Genomic DNA, 20,343 nt, shown 5'->3' on the forward strand with positions numbered 1-20,343 from the left:
GCGTGCGCGCTCCTCATATTCTCGCCCTCGCCAACCAGAAGGGCGGCGTCGGCAAGACGACGACAGCCATCAACCTGGCCGCCGGCCTGGCGGCGCAGGGTTTCTCCGTCCTGCTGATCGATCTCGACCCGCAGGGTAATGCCTCGACGGGCCTCGGCGTGGGCTATGATTCCCGCCGCCTCGGCAGCTATGCCCTGCTGACCGACGACACCGCATCCGCATCGCTGATCCAGGCCACCGAAATCCCCGGCCTGTCGATCATCGCCGCCGATACCGAACTGGCGGGCGCCGAACTCGAACTGGTCGCCCAGGACCGGCGCGAATTCTGCCTGCGCGACGCGATCGCCCGCATCAGCGGCGGCTTCGACGTCATCCTGGTCGATTGCCCGCCCAGCCTGGGCCTGCTGACCCTGAACGCGCTGGTCGCCGCCACCGGGGTCGTGGTCCCTCTGCAATGTGAATTTTTCGCGCTGGAAGGCATCAGCCAATTGGTGCGCACGGTCGATCGGGTGCGCCGCGCCTTCAATGGCGGGCTGCATGTCGCGGGCATCGTGCTGACCATGTATGACCGGCGCAACAATCTCTCCGAACTGGTGGCCGAGGACGCACGCGGCTTCTTCGGCGCGCAGGTGATGGACACGCTGATCCCGCGCAATATCCGCATCTCCGAGGCCCAGAGCCACGGCCGCCCGGCCATGGCCTATGACCCGAAATCCAGCGGCGCCGCGGCCTATCAGGCCATGGCCGACGAATTGGTCACCCGCCTGGGCCTCACCAGCAAGAAGGCGATCGGGGCATGAGCACCAAGAAGGACCAGGCCCGCCCGCGCCTGGGGCGCGGCCTTGCCGCCCTGCTGGGCGAACAGCCGCCGGCCATCGCGCCAGGCGCTCTCCCTGGCACGCCCTCCGGTGCTCTCCCTGGCGCCCCCCCTGGCGCCCCCCGGCCCGAACGCGACCGCCCGGCCACCCTGCCCGTCGATTTGCTGGAGCCCGGCCCCTTCCAGCCGCGCCAGGCGATGGAGCCCGAGGCCCTGGCCGAACTGGCCGATTCCATCCGCACCCGCGGCATCCTCCAGCCGATCCTGGTCCGTCCGCACCCCGAACGCGACACCACCTACCAGATCATCGCCGGCGAACGCCGCTGGCGCGCCGCCCAGATGGCCGCGCTGCACGAGGTCCCGGTCCATATCCGCATCCTCGATGACGGCGACGCCATGGCCGCCGCCCTGGTGGAGAACCTCCAGCGCGCCGACCTCAATGCGATCGAAGAGGCCGAGGGCCTGCAGCGCCTGCTGCGGGATCACGGCCTGACGCAGGAAGAACTGGCCGGTGCGCTGGGCAAGTCGCGCTCGCACGTCGCCAACATGGTCCGCCTGCTCAACCTGCCTGCCCCGGTGCGCGCGGCCCTGCGCGACGGCAAGCTGACGGCCGGCCACGCCCGTGCCCTGCTGGCCCATCCCGACCCGGTCGCGGCGCTGAAGATCGTGCTGGAACAGGGCCTGAATGTCCGCCAGACCGAGGCCCTGATCCAGAAAGCCGTCCGCCAGGCCCAGGCCGTCCCGGCCAAGCCGGCCGAACGCAAGGATCCGGAAATCCAGGTCCTGGAACGCGACCTGTCCTCCCGCCTGGGGCTCAAGGTCCAGATCGCCTTCGACGGCAAGGGCGGCTCGATCCGCATCCAGTATAATTCGCTCGACCAGTTCGACTCGGTCCTCGCCCGGCTGAACACCTGATACGGCGGGCATTTTTTTCGATAAAACCGCTTGCCCTCCCGGGGACGTGCTGTTAGAAGCGCGTCACCCGAAAGGGACCACTCCATGGGCGCATAGCTCAGTTGGTAGAGCAGCTGACTCTTAATCAGCGGGTCCAAGGTTCGAGTCCTTGTGCGCCCACCATGGAGTCTCCGGACAATCCGGCCCCATCCTTCCATGAAGAATTCGTGTCGGTCCCACCGGACCTGGCGACACGTCCCCTGTTCTTCCCTATCCATGGGGCATCGGCGGGGCCGCGCCCGCCCGCATGAAAAGGTCCACATGAAAGGGAAGGAAACCGGCATGCCCGCATGGCGCCGCCTGACGACGGCTCTGCTCGTTACCATCTGGCTCGTCCCGCTGGCCTCGGCGCGGGCCGATGACGACGACGCGGCGCAAGCACCCCGCCTGCCGTCCGGCCAGTTCCTCACGCCGGCGGCCGCGACCGGCGCCGTTTTCCGGACACTCGAACCGGGCACGCCCGCCGGCCGGCCCGATGCCCCGCATGTTCTGGCCGGCCAGGCCATCACCACGGCCCTCAGCCCCGACCGCCGCACGCTGGCGGTGCTGACCAGCGGCTACAACACGACCTACGGCACGGACGGCAAGCCCGATCCGGCGCTGTCGTCCGAATATGTCTTCCTCTACGACATCACCGCCCACGTCCCCGTCCAGCGGCAGGTCCTGCGCGTGCCCACCGCCTATGCCGGCATGGCGTTCGCGCCCGACGGGCAATCGCTCTATGTCGGCACCGGCGGTGGGGATTCGGTCCTCGCCTTTACCCGCGCCGCCCGCGGCTGGGTCGCCGCCGGCACGCCGATCGCGCTCGGCCACGGCGCCCAGGCCCACGGCCTGAAACAATCTCCCAGCACCGCCGGGCTGGCGGTCAGCCCCGACGGCACCCGCCTGTTCGTCGCCAATCTGTTCAATGACAGCCTGTCGCTGGTCGATCTCGCCCGGCACCGCGTCATCGCCGAACGCGACCTGCGCCCCGGCACCGAAATCCCGGCCCGCACCGGGGTGCCGGGCGGCGAAACCCCGTTTTGGGTGGTGGCGCGCGACGCCGCCAGCGCCTATGTCGGCAGCCTGCGCGACCGGGAAATCGACCTGGTCGCCTTCGGCGCCACTCCGGACACGGCCCGGGTCGCCGCCCGGATTCCGGTCATGGGCAACCCGACCCGCATGGTCATGAACCACGCGCGCACCCGGCTCTATGTCGCCGCCGACAACGACGATTCCGTCCAGGTCATCGACACCGCCCGCAATGTCGTCGTCGGCCGCATCCCGGTCGCGGCACCGCCCGGATTGATGCCGGCGCGCGAACGCTATCGCGGCGCCGCCCCCAACGCGCTGACGCTCTCCGACGATGAAACCCGGCTCTATGTCAGCCTGGGCGGCGAAAACGCGATCGCCGTGGTGGCGCTGGCGGACAAGGGAAACACGGGGCGAGGCCGCACCCTGGCCCTGCTGCCCACCGGCTGGTATCCCAATGACGTGGCGCTGGCCGATGGCTGGCTCTACGCGATCAACGGCAAAAGCGACCCCGGCCCCAATCCCGGCAATTGCGCCACCGCCGCGAAGCGCATCCAACCCGCCCCGTCCTTCCTCGCCGCCTGCCGCCGCAATCAGGGCGTGCTGGCGCTCGAAGCCGCCGGCCTGCTGGCCGAACCCATCCCCTCCGACCATGACCAGGACGAACTGACCCGCCAGGTTGCCGCCAATGACGGCTTCACCGCCCGTCCGCCGGAGTCCGACCAGCGGATGATGGCCGCCCTGCGCGCGCGCATCCGCCACGTCATCTATATCGTCAAGGAAAACCGCACCTACGACCAGATCCTGGGCGATCTGTCGCCCGGCAACGGCGATGGCGCGATCGCCGAATTCGGCGCGCCGATCACGCCGAACTTCCATGCCATGGCCGGCAATTTCGTCACCCTGGACAATTTCCTGACCTCCGGCGAGGTCAGCGGCAATGGCTGGCAATGGAGCACCGCCGCCCGCGAAAGCGATTTCAATGAAAAGACGATCCCGCTCGCCTATGCCGGCCGCCCCACCCACATGGTCTACGACCCCGAGGGCCAGAATCGCGGCGTCGATGTCGGCATCGCCGCTCCGGCCGAACGCCGCGCCGCCGAACCGACCCTGCCCGCCGATCCCGACCTGCTGCCCGGCACCCATGACGAAGACGCGGTCGACGGCCCCGGCGACGACGACACGCCCGAGGACATCCAGCACGGCTATCTTTGGGACGCCGCGCTGCGCAAGGGGCTCGGCGTGCGCAATTACGGCTTCTATCTCGACCTGTCCCGCTACGGCCAGGCCGATCGAAACGCCGCGCCGATCCCCGAGGACCCCGATCCGCACGCTCATCATCTGCGGGTCGCCTTCCCCAGCAACCCGCGCCTCGCCCCGCTGACCGACCCGTATTTCCGCGGCTTCGACAACGCCTTTCCCGATACGCTGCGCGTGCGCGAATGGCGGCGCGAATTCGACGCCTATGTCGCAAACGGCCGCCTGCCGGCCCTCAGCCTGGTGCGGCTGATGCACGACCATATGGGCAGCTTCGCCACCGCCATCGACGGGGTCGATACGCCCGAACTGCAACAGGCCGACAATGACTATGCGGTCGGATTGCTGGTCCAGGCGGTGGCGCGCAGCCGCTACCGGGACTCGACCCTGATCTTCGTGCTGGAAGACGACGCCCAGGACGGTCCGGACCATGTCGACGGCCACCGCTCCACCGCCTATGTCGTCGGTCCCTATGTCCGGCACCACGCCGTCATCTCGACCCGCTACACCACGGTCAACATGCTGCGCACGATCGAGGACATCCTGGGCATCGACCATCTGAACGTGAACGACGCCTATCAGCGCCCGATGACCGACCTGTTCGACCTGCGGCAGAAGGACTGGCGCTTCACCGCCATTCCCTCCGCCTATCTCTACGCCACGCACCTGCCGCTCCCGCCCCGCCGCCAGGCGGCGCTGACCCCGCGCAGCACGCATGATGCCACCTGGTGGGCCCTTGCCACCGCAGGCTATGACTGGTCGCAGGAAGACCGCATCCCCGCCGTCGCGTTCAACCAGTTGGTCTGGCAGGGGCTCTACGGCAGCCGGGCCTATCCGTCGCGGCGCGGCATGCGGGCGGATTGATGCCGGGTTCGCCCAGGGGGTCCACCCCTGGGCCCCGCCAAAGGCCGGGGGCTTTTGTCATGAGGTGCAGGGGTCCGTGACCCCTGCCGGGTCCGGCAGCGTCCGGATTTCAGGCCGCCGCGCGGGGCCGGGTGACGGCGAACCGGCCCGCCCCCGCCGCCGCCAGCGCCAGCAGCCCGCCGACGATGCTGATATTCTTGTAGAAATGGATCATGTTGTCATAGCGCATCATGCCCGACATCGACCAGAACGGATGGCCGATCAGCCCGGTCACCAGCGTATAGACCGCCAGCGCCAGCGCCACTTCCGTCGTCAGCGCCCCGGCCAGCAGCGCAAGGCCAGCCCCCAGTTCGGTCACCGTCGCCACCGCGGCGGAAATCGCCGGGAACGGGGCATGGGTCTGTGCCATATAGGCGACCGCGCCTGAATAATCGGTCAGCTTGCCCCAGCCCATCACCAGGAACAGCACCGCCAGCAGCAGGCGGGCCAGCAGCAGAACGACATCGCGCATCGTCGCATTGATCGTGAACATCGCAGGTTTCTCCAGTTTTCCCGGGCCATGTCCCGCCGCCCCTCGCGCCGGTCTCTCGCCCCCGTCCTTCTGTTCGAAACCGTATCGGCATCATCGAAACCGATAAATAGAAACAAAGTAAATCTATAGTTTCCAAAAATTACCGATCTATCCCGGACCGCCGGACAGGGCCCGCCCCGCCCGTGCCTGCTGCGCCAACCGCTCCACCACCGGCACCAGCCGCCGCACGATCACCGCGACCCCGGCCGGGTCGGGATGGATATGGTCGGCCTGCACCAGGTCCGGATGCGCGGCCACCCCGTCCAGGAAGAACGGGTCCCACAGAATGCCCGGCCGGCGCGACAGCCGGTCGAACACCGCGCGAAAGGCGCCGGCATAGGCGGTGCCCATGTTCGGCGGGGCATACATCCCCGACAGCAGCACCGGCAGATGCGCCTGGGCCAGCCGGTCCAGGATCGCCGTCAGGTTCCGCTCCATCCGCGCCGGGTCCAGCCCGCGCAGCCCGTCATTGCCGCCCAGTTCCACGATCACGGCGTCCGGCTGGTCGCCCAGCGCCCAATCCAGCCGCGCCAGCGCGTCGGCGCTGGTATCGCCCGACACGCCGCCGTCCAGGATGGTGATCGCATCGCCGCGCGCTGCCAGCGCCGCCTGCAGGCGCGGCACGAAGGCATCGCGATGCGCCAGCCCGTACCCGGCGGTCAGCGAATCCCCCAGCGCCAGAATCCGCACCGGCCGTTCGGCCGCGCCCGCCGGCATGCCGCCCATACCCAGCACGAGCACAAAAACCATTCGGACGATTCGCCCGCGCCATGTAGCGTCGAGACGGCGGACCCACCCTGTGTCGGAAGAAGAGCGCATGGACAGCGAAGGATTCCCGAACGGACGGCCAACCCTGGTGCAGGCGGATGACCTGTGGCTGACAGTGCCGGCCCATTCCGGCAGGGTCAACCCGGCCCGGAACGGCACACACATACACCCTGGCGCACACCCTGGCGGGAACACCGGGGAAAGGGCCGGGGGCCTGGCCATCCTGCGCGGGATCAGCCTGCGCGTGGCCGAAGCCGAGGCCGTGGGCATCGTCGGCCCCTCCGGCTCGGGCAAGACCTCGCTGCTGATGCTCCTCGCCGGGCTCGAACGGCCCACAAGCGGCACGGTCACGATCGCCGGCACCCGCCTTGCCGACCTCGACGAGGACGCGCTGGCCCGCTTCCGCCGCCGCACCACCGGTATCGTCTTCCAGTCCTTTCAGCTCATCCCGACCATGACGGCGCTGGAAAACGTGCTGGTGCCGCTGGAACTGGCCGGCCATCGCGACGGGGCCCGCGACGCCCGGGCGGCGCTCGCCGCCGTCGGGCTCGACCACCGGCTGGACCATCTGCCCGGCGAACTCTCGGGCGGCGAGCAGCAGCGCGTGGCTTTGGCCCGCGCCTTCGTAACCCGGCCGCGCCTGCTGCTGGCCGACGAACCCACCGGCAATCTCGACAGCCAGACCGGAAGCGCGATCATGGACCTGCTTTTCGGCCTGCAACGCCGCCACGGCACCACGATGCTGCTGATCACCCACGACCCGGCCCTGGCCGCGCGCTGCGACCGCCGCCTCGCGGTCCGCGACGGCCGCCTGGCCGAAGGGGCCCCCCACCCGGTCTCCAGCCCGCTTCCTGGCTCGCTCCCCGGCCCGCTGCACGGGGGCGCCGCGCGGCAGGCCGCGCCATGAGCCCCCGCGCCACCTTGCGCCTGGCCATCCGCCTGGCCTGGCGCGACATGCGCGGCGGGATCGGCGGCATGCGCATCGTCCTGGCCTGCCTGGCGCTGGGGGTGGCGGCGATCGGCGCGGTCGGCGGCCTCCAGGTCATGATTCGCGACGGCATCGCCCAACAGCAGCGCAGCCTGCTGGGCGGCGACCTGTCCATCGAATCCAGCGACCCGTTCCCCTCCGACCTGGCCGGCTTCCTCGCGGCAAGCGGCGCCCGCGTCTCGCAGGTCGTGCGCCTGCGCTCCATGCTCTATGCCCGCCAATCCGGCGACGGAACGGGGGGCGACCGGATGCTGGTCGAACTCCAGGCGGTCGACGACGCCTATCCGCTGGTCGATCACGTCACCATCGCACCCCCGGCCGACCTGGCCCGCGCGCTGCGCCCCGCGGCGGACGGCACGCCCGCCCTGCTGGCCGACCCGCTGGTGATCGACCGGATGCATCTCCGCCAGGGCGACGTCGTGCGGATCGGCACGGCCCGCTTCCGCCTGGCCGGCGCGCTGGCCCACAGCCCCGACAGCGCGGGCACGATCATGCTGGCCCCCACGATCCTGATCGCCGCTCCGGCGCTGGACGCGGCGGGCCTGCTGCAGCCCGGCGCCCTGGCCACCCGCGCGCTGCGCGCCGTGCTGGACGGTCCGGCCGCCGGCCGCGCCGCACGCGCCGCCGCCCTGGCGCGGGCGATCGCCGCGCGCTTCCCCGACCAGGGCTGGCATGTGCGCGGCGTGGCCGACGCAGCCCCCGCGCTCGACCGCACCATCGACCAGGTCGCCCTGTTCATCCAGTTGATCGGCCTGGCCGCGCTGCTGCTGGGCGGGCTGGGGGTCGCGGCCGGCGTCACCGCCTGGCTCGACGGGCGCGGCCGCACCATCGCCATCCTGCGCTGCCTCGGCGCCTCGGGCCGCCTGGTCCGGCTGGTCTTCGGGCTGCAGATCATGGGGCTGTGCGCGATCGGCATCGCCGGCGGCATGGCGGCGGCCCTGCTGCTGCCACCGCTGGCCGTCCATGCCCTGGCCGGGCTGCTGCCGGTGGACGCCGCCGGCCTGGTCCCGCCGCTGCGCCCCGCCCTGCTGGCCGGACTGTTCGGGGCGGTGGTCGCGCTGCTGGTCACGCTGCTGCCGCTGATGCGCGCCAGCGCCATCGCCCCGGCCGCCCTGTTCCACGACCAGGATCGTCGCCGCCCGCTCGGCGCCGCCGGCCGCCGGCGCAGCCTCGCCGCCATGGCGGCCTGCGCCGCGCTGCTGGGCCTGCTGGCGCTGGCCCTGACGGGGGACTGGCGGTTCCTGGCCGGCTTCCTCGCCGCCGTCGCGCTCGCCGCAGCCCTGCTCGCCGCCGCCGGCACGGCATTGGCCCGGGCCGTCGCGGCACTGCTGCCGCGCCTGGGCACGCGGCACGGCCGCCTCCGGCTGGGGCTCGTCCTGTTCGCCCGCCCGGGCGCCGCGACGGGCCGGCTGGTGGTGGCGCTGGGCGCCGGGCTCGCGGCCATGGCCACCATCATCCTGGTCGAACGCACGATCGCCGCCCAGTTGCAGGACCAGTTGCCGCGCAACGCGCCGTCCTTCTATTTCGTCGATATCCAGCCCGCCGATCTCGACCGGTTCGACGCCCTGGCCCGCGCCCAGCCCACGGTGCGTTCCATCGCGCAACTGCCCTCGATGCGCACCCGCGTCGTCGCGGTCGACGGCGTGCCGGCCGAACGGGTCGCCGCCACGCCGCAGACACGCTGGGCCTTGCGCGGCGATCACGGCCTGACCCTGTCGGCCACGCCCCCGGCCGGCACGCATCTGGCCGCCGGCCAATGGTGGCCGGCCGATTATGCCGGGCCGCCTTTGCTGTCGCTGGATGCCGGGCTGGCCCGGGGCTGGGGCGTGCATCTCGGCACGACGATCCGGCTCAACGTGCTGGGCCGCGCGATCGATTTCCGCGTCGTCAGCCTGCGCGACGTCGCCTGGCGCTCCCTGCAGCTCAATTTCGCCTTCATCGCCTCGCCGGGCCTGCTGTCCCACGCGCCGCACAGCTTCATCGCCACCCTGGCCACCGACGGCCGGGCCGATCATGATGCCGGCGTGCTGGCCGCGCTGACCGACGCGCTGCCCGGCATCACCGGCATCCGCATCGCCGACGTGCTGGCCCAACTGGCCATCCTGGCCGGCCGCCTGGGCGGCGCGCTGACCGCGGCGGCGGCCCTGCTGCTGGCCTCGGGCGGGCTGGTGCTGGCGGCGACGCTCTCGGCCGGCTGGCGGCAGCGGGTCGCCACCGCCGCCATCCTGCGCGCGCTCGGCGCCGACGCGGGACAGATCCGCGCGATCTGGCTGCTGGAATTCACCCTGCTGGGACTGACTGCCGGTGCGATGGCGGCGGCGATCGGCACGGCCAATGCCTGGCTGATCGCCCGCGCGGTCCTGCACATGCCCTGGCACGCCGACTGGCCCGCCCTGGCGGGCACCCTGGCCGTCACGCTCTGCGCCACCACGCTGTGCGGCATGCTGGTCTGGCGCCACGCGCTGCAGAGCCTGAAAAAAAGAGGATAAAGCGGAAAAACGCCGAACGGCACACGACAAAACGCGGCCGACCGAGGCATTCCCCGACCGCCGCGCACCATCGTGACTTATTGAAGCAGGCGGGAAACTGGTGGAGCCAATCGGAATCGAACCGACGACCTCCTGAATGCCATTCAGGCGCTCTCCCAACTGAGCTATGGCCCCGCCGGCACTGGCGCCATCCGACGCCGTGCGAGTGGGCGGGGTATAACCGCCGTCCGCTGCCTTGGCAAGCCCCTAATTACGACAGGATCACACCATGCTGGCGCAGGAATCCCAGCAACGGCAGCAGGGGCAGGCCCAGGATCGCCGCGTGCTCGCCCACGACGCGGTCGAACAGATGGATCCCCGCCCCCTCCAGCCGGTACGCCCCGACCGAGGACAGGATCGCATCGCCCTCCGCCGCCAGATACGCGTCCAGAAAACGCTCGGAAAATGGCCGCATCGTCAATTCCGGCCGCGCCACGTGCCGCCATATGACCTGCCCCTCGCGCATCACCGCGACCGCGGTGTGCAGCACGTGCGTCCGCCCCCGCAGGCGCAGCAATTGCGCCCGCGCCGCCGGCCGGTCGGCCGGTTTCTCGAACCATTCCCCCTCGCAGGCCAGGATCTGGTCGCCGCCCACCACCACGCTGCCGGGCGCGTGCACCCGTGTCGCCTTCATCTCCGCCAGCAGCAGCGCACAGGATCCGGCCGCCATCCCCTCGGCCTGCGCCGATTCCCGGATGCTCTGCTCATCCACCCGCACCGGACGCGATTCCACCGATAAACCGGCCTGTTCCAATAGCATACGCCGCGTCACCGACTGGCTGGCCAGTACTATCCGGGGCGACTCGGCCTGTAGAAACCCGCCGGCCGGTACTAATGACGAGTCGCTCATGCTTCACCTCTCCGTACTCGAAAAATCAAACCCTGTGCCCGACCTGCGCGAGTACTGGGGTACATGGGGACAGTACTCCGTATGCTTCTTGAGCGTACCGAGTACCGTGGACAACGCCCACGCGCCCCGTCACGGTGGGTTGTACACAGCCCCATGTCGGCATTTTCGGGATAACTCCCATAACCCCTTGGGAAACGGCCGGACAAAATCTGTACACCCTGTGGGAAAGACGGGGTACGTTTTTGGAAACGTGGGTACCCCGTCATCCACAGCCCTTATCACCCTCTTCAGCATTTCTTTCTTCTTATTTCATGTTTAGAGGTGTGATCCGAAATCCGGTGACGCCGTACCGGACCTTTCCTTCGGTCCTGTCGTCGCCCGCGAAAGTACGGGATACTCGTCCCGTCAGGACAGGAATGATCGGCACGGCGATGACGGACACAGCCAAACCACTCTTGCGGGTCCTCCAGGGCGAGGCCCTGTGGCCGCCGCCGCTCTGGCTGATGCGTCAGGCCGGCCGCTACCTGCCGGAATTCCGTGCCCTGCGCGACCAGGCCGATTTCATCACCCGCTGCATGACGCCGGACCTGGCCACCGAGATCACCCTGCAGCCGATCCGCCGCTACGCCATGGACGGCGCGATCCTGTTCTCGGACATTCTGATCCTGCCTTGGGCGATGGGGCAGTCTCTCGAATTCGTCCCGGGCACCGGCCCCGTGCTGGGGGCCATCCGATCGGCATCCGACCTCGCGCGGCTGGATCCCAAACGCGTGCCCGACGCCACCGCCCCGGTGATGGAAACCCTGCGCCGCCTGCGCGCGACGCTCGACGGCCCCGATCCGATCGGCGCGGCCCGGGGCGGGCAGGTCACGCTGCTCGGCTTCGCCGGATCCCCCTTCACGGTCGCCTGCTACATGGTCGAAGGCCACGGCTCGCGTGAATTCGACGCCACGCGCGGCCTGGCCTATGCCGAACCCGCCTTGTTCGACCGGCTGATCGACATGCTGGCTCGGGCGACCGCCGACATGCTCTGCGCGCAGATCGACGCGGGGGCCGAGGCCGTGATGCTGTTCGACAGCTGGTCCGGCCTGCTGCCGCCCGCCCAGTTCCGCCGCCACGTCATCGCGCCGACCCGCGCGATCGTCCACGAGATCCGCACCCGTCGTCCCGGCGTGCCGGTCATCGGCTTCCCCCGCCTGGCCGGCGTGATGGCCGCCGAATATGCGCGCGAAACCGGTGTGCGCGTCATGGCGCTCGATACCGGCGCCGACATGGCGGCGATGGCCGAACTGGTGCCGCCCGACGTCACGCTGCAGGGCAATCTCGATCCGCTGCTGCTGCTGGCCGGCGGCGACGCGATGACGACCGAGGCCCGCGCCATCCGCGACGTCATGAAAGGCCGGCCGCATATCTTCAATCTCGGCCACGGCGTCGTGCCGGCGACACCGCCCGAGCATGTCGGCGACCTGGTCCGCGCCGTGCGCGAGGTCGGATAGATGCGGCCCGCGCCGACCCTGCCCCGCGCGGTCCGTCCGGACGGGCGCCTGCGCCTGGTGATCTTCGATTGCGACGGCGTGCTGGTCGACAGCGAAGGCCCGTCCTGCCGCGTCGTCGCCCAGGAACTGCGCCGGATCGGGCTGCATTACGACGACGACGCGGCGGTGCATCGCTTCGCCGGCCGCGCCCTGACCCTGATCAAGACCGAAGCCGAGGCCGAAACCGGCCGTGCGCTGCCCGACGACTGGGTCGCCATGGTGCAGGACCGTCTGGTCGAACTGATGCGCGCCGAAGCCCGCGCGATCGACGGCGCCCATGGGATGCTGACCGCCGTCATCGGGCTCGATCTTCCGGTGCGGGTCGGCTCCAATTCCTCGATCGCCGAAATGGACGTGAAATTCGCCCGCACCGGCCTGGACCGTTTCGTCGCCGACCGCATCCATTCGGCGCGCGACATGGGCTGCCCCAAGCCCGATCCCGGGGTCTATCTGCACGCCGCCGAAACCGAGGGCGTCGCCCCCGACGAATGCCTCGTGCTCGAGGACAGCGATACCGGCGCCCTTGCCGCGCGGGCGGCCGGCATGGCCTGCGTGCTGCTGCGCCCGCTCCACCTGCCGGCGCCCGAATGGCCGGGTCTGTATCGCATCGCGCATTTGTCGGAATTCGCGCCGCTGCTGGAAGCCATCCTGGCGGAACAGGGCGGCAATACGCCATGATCGCCGGCCTGCTGCCCTATCTGGCCTGGCTCAAGGCCCTGCACGTCATGGCCCTGATCGCCTGGATGGCCGGGCTGTTCTACCTGCCGCGCCTCTTCGTCTATCACTGCCAGGCCGTACCGGGCTCGGGCGAGAGCGAGCGCTTCAAGGTAATGGAACGTAAACTTTTGCGGCAGATCATGAATCCCGCAATGATCTGTACGTTCCTCTTCGGCGTTCTGCTGGCGTTGACCCCCGGCACGGTCGACTGGCATGCCGGCTGGTGGTACCTCAAGATCGCGGCGGTGCTCGGCCTGGCCGGCTTTCACGGCGCCTGCGCCGCCTGGCGCCGCGCCTTCGCCGAGGACCGCAATGTCCGGCCCGAACGATTCTACCGCGCGGCGAACGAAATCCCGACCCTGCTGATGATGGTCGTCGTCATCATGGTGATCGTCCGCCCGTTCTGAAAAAACACCCTGTTCATATCGCCGGGCGCCGGGCCCGTCGAAAGGGTGCAAGTGGAGAGGCTGCAATGACCGACAACGCTCCCGCCCACCATGTTTTCGGCGCCAACGGACTCCAGTCCCGCGTCGCGGCCGCCGGGGCCGAGCTGCAATCCCTTCAGGACCCGTCGGGCTTCGACCGGGTCTGGTCGGGTGCCGCCTGGCCCCGTCACTCGCCGGTACTTTTCCCTATCGTCGGCACCCTGAAGGACGACACCGCCCTGATCGACGGCCGGCCCTATCGCCTGACCCGGCACGGTTTCGCCCGCGACCGCGTCTTCCATTGGGTCGACCGCCGCGCGGACGGCTGCACCCTGTCGATCTCCGACGATGCCGACAGCCGCGCGATCTTTCCCTTTCGCTTCGTCCTGACGATGGATTACCAGATCACCGGCCAGACGCTGCATGTCGGATACCGGGTGCACAACCCCGATCCGGACCATGTCCTGCTGGCCGCGCTCGGCGCCCATCCGGCCTTCTCCTGGCCCCAGCGCCCCGGTGCCGCCAGGCAGGATTACGTGCTGGAATTCGAACATCCCGAACCCGCCCCGATCCGCCGGATCGCCGATGGCCTGCTGCTGCCCACGCATTTTCCCACGCCGATCACCGGCCGGACCCTGGCCCTGTCCGACGATCTGTTCATCGACGACGTCGTTATCCTCGACCAGCTCACCAGCACCCGCGTCGCGTTCCGCGCTCCCGACGGCACGGGAATGACCATGACATGGCAGGGATTTCGCGAACTTGGCCTGTGGATGAAGCCCGGCGCAGGGTTCCTGTGCATCGAACCCTGGCGCGGCCTGCCCAGCCCCGTCGATTTCTCGGGCGAATTTTCGGAAAAACCGGGAATCCTCCACATTCCGCCGCTCCAGGACTGGACGGCGTCCTGGTCCGTGGCGCTGCTGTGATGCGGGGGCGGGGGGATTCGTTCTTTTTTGAAAAAAAGAACCAAAAAACTTTTGGACGTTTTGGGCATTTTGCCGAGCAAATGGGAAATCCCTTAACGAATAAAAGTCTTTTTTCTTCTTTTTCTACAGAAAAAGAAGAGAACCCCCGCTAGAGAATGTGCCGCCGCTTCGCCAACGCGCTGACCACCCAGGCCATGCGGCAGCATTTCGGCGTCACCGGCCCCGCGCCGGACTGGCTGCCCTCGTGGAACGTGGCCCCCGGCCAGCCCGCCCCGGTGTTCTGCCGCGTGCCGTCCGGTTCCGGCACGCGGCTCGATCTGATGTTGTGGGGGCTGGTGCCCCATTGGGCACGCGATATGACGCGACAGGCGATCAACGCGCGCGCGGAAACGATTGCCACCTCGGGCATGTTTCGCGCCGCGTTCCGCGCCCGGCGCTGCCTGGTGCCCGCCACGGCCTGCTATCTCTGGCCCACCGGCCGCACGCCGCGCCTCGCGCGCTGCCCCTGGGCACTCACCACACCGGACCGCCAGCCGATGACCCTGGCCGCGATCTGGGACAATTGGGAATATCAGGGCGATATCCTGCATAGTTTCGCAATCATCACCACTGAATCCTGCGAGTCGGTCCGCCCGGTCCAGGACCGCATGCCGGTGCTGATCGCCCCCGATGACCGGCGTGGATGGCTCTACGAAACACCTGACAATGCCACAAGATTTCTCATGCCATGCGATCCGGACAACGTCACTCTCTTCCCCGTCGGCCCGGCGGTGAACGATCCAACGCGCAACGGACCGCACCTGCTCGACCCGGCGCAATCTATCGATAAATAAATGGTTTCCAAAGGCACCGCCTTTGGCGGGGTGCGGGGCAGAGCCCCGAAAAAGAGACCGCAAAACGGTCAACTCTTCCACCCGCCGACACACCACCAGATCATTTTTCGGAGTCGTTTCGATCCTTCAGGTTTCAAACTGGAATTGTTCGAAACGATGCAGTGAGTCCTCGATCAGCCTGCTATGGGTGGCCTGCTGCGGTCCGATCCAGTTCCATTGCTGCACCTGAAGCATATTCCGTGCCCGGTCGGCCTTCAAGTCGATCGCCGCCACCACCCGATCACCGACCAGCACCGGCAGCGCGAAATAGCCGAATACCCGTTTCGTCTTCGGCACATAGGCTTCGAACCGGTGCGTATAGCCGAACATCAGCTCCAGCCGCTTGCGCTGGATCACCAGCGGGTCGAACGGCGACAGGATATGAACCGTGTCCTCGCCTGCAAATTCCTCGACCCGGGCCGCCGCCAGCATGGCGGGGCAAGCCCAGTGGCCGACCCGCTCGGCCCCCGCGACGGAAACCGGCACCAGCCGCCCGCGCGCCACGCGCTCTTCGATCCGCTCACGCAGACCGGCCTTGCGCGACGCGTCCAGGTGACAGGCCGAATCCAGGCTGACGATCCCCTGCGCCCGCAGCGCGCGGTCCAGCAGGTAATCCAGCTTCCGCGCCGCCGGAACCGGGCGCGGCGGGCTGTCCCAGCCGAAATGCCGCCCGATCAGTTCATAACGTTTCACCATCCCCTCGCGCGCGCTGATCGTCAGTTGCCCGCTCAGAAAGGCCAGTTGCAACGCCCGCTTCGACGGCTTGCGGCTTGCCCAGGCGTGGTCCTTCTCGACCAGCACGTCGTCCTCGATATCGCGGATCGACAGCGCGCCTTCCACGCGGATGCGACCCAGCAGCTTGCGCACCTCCTCGGGCGTCACGCTGTCGAACCAGCTTCCCGGCACCGCCCGCCGCCGCCGCATGTCGTCGATGAAAAAGCGCAGATCCCGCGTGGGGACATAGGCCAGGGCATGCGTCCAATATTCGAAGACGCTCTTGTCCGTGCTCTGTGCCTGCTGCAGATGCGCCCGCCGGTACTCCGGAATGCGCGACCACAGGATGTGATGATGGCATCGTTCGATGACGTTGATCGTGTCGATCTGCACATAGCCCAGATGCTCGACCGCCCGCTGCGTCGCATCCGCTCCGCCGCCGAACGGCGCCGGCCGATCCAGTCCCTGCGCGCGCATCCAGATGCGCCGGGCCTCATGCCTGGTCAGTGAAATGGGGATGGGCACGGAGCGGCTCCGGACGCTGTCAGGTTTCCGGTCACCGGATGGTCAGATGATCGAACAGCGCGAAATCCCGATGATAGAACGCTTCGATCCGCGCCAGTTGCCGGCCGGTCAGGTTCAGCGCATAGGACCGGCTTTCGTTCAGGTGCGGCAGGCGCAGCGTGCTCAGTTCCGGCACCAGGTCCGGCAGGCGCCCGATATCGCGCAGATGGACCAGATAGCGCACGGCCGGCCGGCCGGACTTGTCCGTGACGTACCAGGATTGCGGCCGGAAGATGTGATCCATCTGATAGACCGACCGTGCCTGCTCGATATGGTCCAGCGCATCGTCGACCGAACGGAACGCCATATACTGGTCGCGAAAGGCCGGCACCACGCTGCGATGCCGGCTGCCCCCGTCCCGCGCATAGCGATAGGCCGAAATGAACCGCTCCACCGGATCGCGCAGAATGGCGACGCTGGGCAGCGTGTGGGCCAGATGCGGCACCACGTCCAGGTAATAGCGCATGGATTCATGCGACAGGGTGCGGCCATACAGCGCGGTCGCGATCGACGTCCCGGCATTCTTCGGCACATGGACAAACAATACGCCCCGCTGCGCGATCAGCGCCATCCGCTCATGGCGCTTGGTACCCAGCGGCAGCGTCAGGCCGATTTCCGACGTCCATTCATGCAGGTCGGGCGGCAGGCGAAACCCCAGCAGCCGCGTCAGGCGCTCGAACAGGGTCTTCGGCGGCACCGCATCCGGCGTCCGGCGTGGCGTATAGGCGTCGCGCGCGGCCAGAACGCTTTTCTGCGGCAGGGTCATCGGGCTTTCTCCGGTCATCATCATCGGCGCGGCCAGACTCTACCAGAAGAAGCGGCCAAAACATGGCCGATCCCGATCACGTTACACTCTGCAATCTTCCCGGTTACAGTCGAAACGCCGGCGAAAGGCCCGAGATATATAAAATCTTCTGCCGGCCGGCCTCCGATCTCCCGTTTTTGGGCCGCGCCTTACAGAAACTCGACGTGGCTCTTGAACCCCAGCAGCGCGGCATCGCGCAGATTGCCCTGGGCGTTGGGACGGAAATAATATTCGAACAAAGGGGTGAAGATGACGCCGCGCATGACGTGGATGGCGTAATTCGCCTCCAGCACCATGGCATGGCGCTGCACCCCCGTCGCATGGTTCGGCAGCGCGGCCCCCTGGCGCAACAGATCTTCCTCGGTCATCGTCACGCCGTTGGCGATCTTGGTATAGGTCAGCGCGACGCCCAGCGTGTCGAACGGCCGCGACTGGATGAAGCCGCGATTCAGCAACCCGGCATAGGCCACATATTCGCGCAGCGACGTATGCGGGTCGTTATAGACCACGCCCCACAGCGCCGTCAGTCCGGATGCCGGGTCGGCATAATGGACCAGCCGCTGGTCGAACATCGCCCAGCTCGACCATGACGCGGCATGCTGGCGCGGCCTGGCACGCGTCAGCGCATAGGGGCGCCCGGCGATGTCGAAGAGATTGTCGTTCTGCGGCGTGCTGAACAGCGAACCGCCCAGCTTGTAATGCCCCGGCAGCGTGCCATGGGCGAAGACCGGCTCCCACCCCATTTCGACGGGCGCGGTATAGCCGATAATGTTCGCGCCGTTGAACTTGAAACCCGTCCGGTGCTGCGCCACCGAATAGATCCCGTTCTCGATCGGATAGACGCCCGTCTGCGCATAGATCGTGTGCGTAGGCCGCCCGCGCACGCGAAAGCCCCAGGTCGACGCCGGATAGCCCGCCGCATAATTCGTGTCGGTAATGCCCTTGGGACGTCCGCAGAAACTGCCGTTCTGGAAATTGCAGAACAGCGGGCTCGCCGCGAAATCCGAAATTTCCGCCATGCGCCCCGCCGCGATCGCCAGCCGCCCGCCGAACAGTGTCTCCTCGCCATAGGCATAGACCAGGTGGACGACCACGTTGCCGCCGCCGCCATAATCCTCGGACGCGTGGTTCAGCCAGTCGCCGAACATGCGGTTGGCCGTGGTGCCGTAGCGGCCGACCGTGATCATGTGGGTGGCGAAACCGCGCAGGCCGGCCAGCCTGTTCCAGTCGATGTCCAGCTCGGCGGCATATTGCCCGGCATTGCTCGCACCCTGCCGGTAATTGACGAACCCTTTGGTCGTCCCGCGCGTCGGCGGCGTGATCGCGCCCGCGAACTCGTTGGTGTTGTCCAACAGGACATTGACGCCCCGATCCCGCAGCCATTTCGTCAGCCCGAACGGGTTGGGAAATATTGCCTCGGGATGGGAAAAAGGCGGCACGACCGGCGCCAGCGACACATGGGCGGGCTCCGGCGTGCTGACACGCTGCATGGGCGCCGCACCGATGTCGTTGTCCATCACCTGGGCCGCCGCCGGGGCCGGATGGCCCGCCAGCAGCCCCAGGATCGCCGACAGGCAGGCAAGGCGAGCAGACGGCCGCGGTCGGCCAAAGGATCTGGTCCCAGGGGATCTGGTCATCGATGATGATGTCTCGGCGGCGATGGGGATGGAACGAGGGCACAAATATGTCGTAATATTTCCATTCGCGGAAAAATTACGGGTCATTTTCCTATAACGTTTCGACCGCGCGGTAAACAGTCCACCCTGCATCGTGCCGTTATCCGATATCGGCGCGATGCAGAAGCGGCTTCACCCTCCCGCCCGTCCTGCCCGATCGAAATCAGCAGCATGATCCGTGATCCCAGCACCAGGATGACGATCCCGACGGCATCCCAAAAATGCGGCATCACCGGACGCGTCCTGATCGGCACCTCGGATGTAAAGGCGCCGCCGCCACCATCCCGGCGCCCGCGGGGTCACGCCTTCGCGCGGCGGGACCGGGGTCGAGGCCGGCGAGTGCGCAGGGTCCGATCCGTCGCCCTCGGTCCGGTTGCGGCCCTGGTGCTTGGCACGGTACAGCGCGCGATCCGCCAGCGCCATCTGCTCGCCCAGCGGCAGGCCGGGCGCGGCCGGCGCGGCGATGCCGATGCTGACGGTCGCCCGGACGCCCGGCGGGGTCACGGTTTCGGCGAAGGCCAGGCGCACCCGCTCGGCCACGGCGCACAGCGCCTCATGCGACAATCCGCCGACCGCCGCGGCGAATTCCTCGCCGCCGATCCGGCCGAACAGCACGTCCGGACCCAGGGCGTCCGTCGCGACCGTGCTGAAATGCCGGATGACCCGGTCCCCCGCCGCATGGCCGAACGTATCGTTGATATGCTTGAAATGATCGATGTCGAACAGCAGCACGCCGCGTCGCGGCAGGGCCTCCGCCGCCTGCCAGAAGCCGCGCCGGTTCAGCACGCCGGTCATGTCGTCCTGAAACGCCATCGTCCGGGTCTGCCGCATCGCCCGCTCCGCGACCAGGATCAGCATCAGCCCGGGCCACAGCACGACATAGGACAGCATCTCGAACGGGATCGCCGCGTTCACCAGCCCTTCCCAGGGAAACAGCCCCGGCATGGCGGTCAACAGGCCGCGCACCGCGCTGCATACGACATGAACGCCGCCGATCACCAGCAGCGCCAGTTGCGTCCGGGTCTCTCTCGGCGGCCGCGCCAACCGGCAAAGCGGCAGGAAGACCAGCCCCGCCACCATCGCCATCGCGATCTCCACCCGCAGCGCAAGGGAATGGCGGAACCACCCGAAGGCGCAAAACCCCAGCCACAGCAGCACCGGCGCGGCCAGCCCCCAGCGAAAGAGCGGCCGCCCGTACAACCGCATCGTCGCCTGCCAGAACAGCGCCAGCGCCAGCAGCACGATACTGTTGCCGATCGGGATCGCGATCCATTCCGGCACCGGCGGCCGCATCATCACCAGCGGCAGGCCGATCGCCCCGGCAAAGGTCCCCATCCCCAGCAGCCTCAGGGCGGGTTCGGGATGATATTGCCGCGCCGCATGGCAAAGAACGGTGATCAGCAGACAGACAAGCGCGATGAACGGGCCGGGAGACAGCGATGCGATGGGCATGATGGATATCTGGACCGGTTCGGCCCCCTTTTTCGGACGATCCTGCCGC

17 protein-coding genes and 2 tRNA genes are annotated in these 20,343 nt (G+C 68.4%); 11 read left to right on the forward strand and 8 right to left on the reverse strand.

Annotated elements, in window-relative coordinates:
* Window positions 1–2: 2 nt before the first annotated feature.
* The 4 genes from QN315_RS11130 (at window position 3) to QN315_RS11145 (ending at window position 4,903) form a co-directional block, all read left to right on the forward strand.
* Complete coding sequence (locus tag QN315_RS11130; protein ID WP_176639979.1) at window positions 3–800, forward strand: ParA family protein; 798 nt, start codon at window positions 3–5, stop codon at window positions 798–800.
* Complete coding sequence (locus QN315_RS11135; RefSeq protein WP_323989341.1) at window positions 797–1,732, forward strand: ParB/RepB/Spo0J family partition protein; 936 nt, start codon at window positions 797–799, stop codon at window positions 1,730–1,732. The genes QN315_RS11130 and QN315_RS11135 overlap by 4 nt, the downstream gene beginning before the upstream one ends.
* Before the next feature lie 86 nt (window positions 1,733–1,818).
* Window positions 1,819–1,894: transfer RNA gene (locus QN315_RS11140), tRNA-Lys, on the forward strand.
* 138 nt (window positions 1,895–2,032) lie between these two features.
* Window positions 2,033–4,903, forward strand: coding sequence for a bifunctional YncE family protein/alkaline phosphatase family protein (locus QN315_RS11145; RefSeq protein WP_323989342.1), 2,871 nt, complete (start codon window positions 2,033–2,035; stop codon window positions 4,901–4,903).
* Between the two features lie 109 nt (window positions 4,904–5,012).
* Here QN315_RS11145 and QN315_RS11150 read toward each other — a convergent pair whose 3' ends face one another.
* Together QN315_RS11150 and QN315_RS11155 are read right to left on the reverse strand one after the other, a co-directional pair.
* The gene (locus tag QN315_RS11150) at window positions 5,013–5,435 is read right to left on the reverse strand and encodes a DoxX family protein (RefSeq protein ID WP_323989343.1); all 423 of its coding nucleotides are present in this window, start codon (window positions 5,433–5,435) and stop codon (window positions 5,013–5,015) included.
* Between the two features lie 147 nt (window positions 5,436–5,582).
* Complete coding sequence (locus QN315_RS11155) at window positions 5,583–6,224, reverse strand: arylesterase (protein ID WP_323989344.1); 642 nt, start codon at window positions 6,222–6,224, stop codon at window positions 5,583–5,585.
* Window positions 6,225–6,291: 67 nt separating this feature from the next.
* On the opposite strand from QN315_RS11155, the gene QN315_RS11160 reads away from it, so the two are divergent.
* Window positions 6,292–7,149 carry an ATP-binding cassette domain-containing protein gene (locus QN315_RS11160; protein ID WP_323989346.1) on the forward strand — a complete coding sequence of 286 codons (858 nt, stop codon included), beginning with the start codon at window positions 6,292–6,294 and terminating at the stop codon, window positions 7,147–7,149.
* Window positions 7,146–9,719, forward strand: a complete 2,574-nt coding sequence (locus QN315_RS11165; protein ID WP_323989348.1) for an FtsX-like permease family protein — start codon at window positions 7,146–7,148, stop codon at window positions 9,717–9,719. The genes QN315_RS11160 and QN315_RS11165 overlap by 4 nt, the downstream gene beginning before the upstream one ends.
* A gap of 98 nt (window positions 9,720–9,817) precedes the next feature.
* On the opposite strand, the gene QN315_RS11170 is transcribed toward QN315_RS11165, so the two are convergent.
* Window positions 9,818–9,893, reverse strand: a tRNA-Ala gene (locus QN315_RS11170).
* A gap of 76 nt (window positions 9,894–9,969) precedes the next feature.
* The gene (locus QN315_RS11175; protein ID WP_323989349.1) at window positions 9,970–10,608 is read right to left on the reverse strand and encodes a Maf family protein; all 639 of its coding nucleotides are present in this window, start codon (window positions 10,606–10,608) and stop codon (window positions 9,970–9,972) included.
* A gap of 431 nt (window positions 10,609–11,039) precedes the next feature.
* Here QN315_RS11175 and hemE point away from each other — a divergent pair, with 431 nt between their 5' ends.
* The 5 genes from hemE to QN315_RS11200 all read left to right on the forward strand — a co-directional run bounded on the left by hemE (window position 11,040) and on the right by QN315_RS11200 (window position 15,044).
* Window positions 11,040–12,104 carry a uroporphyrinogen decarboxylase gene (gene hemE / locus QN315_RS11180; RefSeq protein WP_323989350.1) on the forward strand — a complete coding sequence of 355 codons (1,065 nt, stop codon included), beginning with the start codon at window positions 11,040–11,042 and terminating at the stop codon, window positions 12,102–12,104.
* Complete coding sequence (locus QN315_RS11185; RefSeq protein ID WP_323989351.1) at window positions 12,105–12,821, forward strand: HAD-IA family hydrolase; 717 nt, start codon at window positions 12,105–12,107, stop codon at window positions 12,819–12,821.
* Window positions 12,818–13,267 carry a protoporphyrinogen oxidase HemJ gene (hemJ, locus tag QN315_RS11190; protein WP_323989353.1) on the forward strand — a complete coding sequence of 150 codons (450 nt, stop codon included), beginning with the start codon at window positions 12,818–12,820 and terminating at the stop codon, window positions 13,265–13,267. The genes QN315_RS11185 and hemJ overlap by 4 nt, the downstream gene beginning before the upstream one ends.
* A gap of 65 nt (window positions 13,268–13,332) precedes the next feature.
* A complete protein-coding gene (locus tag QN315_RS11195; RefSeq protein ID WP_323989354.1) occupies window positions 13,333–14,211 on the forward strand; it encodes an aldose 1-epimerase family protein in 879 nt (292 codons plus the stop codon).
* Between the two features lie 155 nt (window positions 14,212–14,366).
* Complete coding sequence (locus tag QN315_RS11200) at window positions 14,367–15,044, forward strand: SOS response-associated peptidase (RefSeq protein ID WP_323989355.1); 678 nt, start codon at window positions 14,367–14,369, stop codon at window positions 15,042–15,044.
* Window positions 15,045–15,170: 126 nt separating this feature from the next.
* On the opposite strand, the gene QN315_RS11205 is transcribed toward QN315_RS11200, so the two are convergent.
* The 4 genes from QN315_RS11205 to QN315_RS11220 form a co-directional block, all read right to left on the reverse strand.
* Window positions 15,171–16,322, reverse strand: coding sequence for a DNA glycosylase AlkZ-like family protein (locus tag QN315_RS11205; RefSeq protein ID WP_323989356.1), 1,152 nt, complete (start codon window positions 16,320–16,322; stop codon window positions 15,171–15,173).
* A 31-nt stretch (window positions 16,323–16,353) separates the two neighbouring features.
* The gene (locus QN315_RS11210) at window positions 16,354–17,127 is read right to left on the reverse strand and encodes a sulfotransferase family 2 domain-containing protein (RefSeq protein ID WP_323989357.1); all 774 of its coding nucleotides are present in this window, start codon (window positions 17,125–17,127) and stop codon (window positions 16,354–16,356) included.
* Between the two features lie 188 nt (window positions 17,128–17,315).
* Window positions 17,316–18,803, reverse strand: coding sequence for a carbohydrate porin (locus tag QN315_RS11215; protein ID WP_323989358.1), 1,488 nt, complete (start codon window positions 18,801–18,803; stop codon window positions 17,316–17,318).
* 171 nt (window positions 18,804–18,974) lie between these two features.
* Window positions 18,975–20,294: a GGDEF domain-containing protein gene (locus QN315_RS11220; protein ID WP_323989359.1), complete on the reverse strand. Its 1,320-nt coding sequence runs from the start codon at window positions 20,292–20,294 to the stop codon at window positions 18,975–18,977.
* Window positions 20,295–20,343: the final 49 nt, after the last annotated feature.

The sequence above is a fragment of the Nguyenibacter sp. L1 genome (genome assembly GCF_035199985.1).
Taxonomy (GTDB): Bacteria; Pseudomonadota; Alphaproteobacteria; order Acetobacterales; family Acetobacteraceae; genus Gluconacetobacter; species Gluconacetobacter vanlangensis.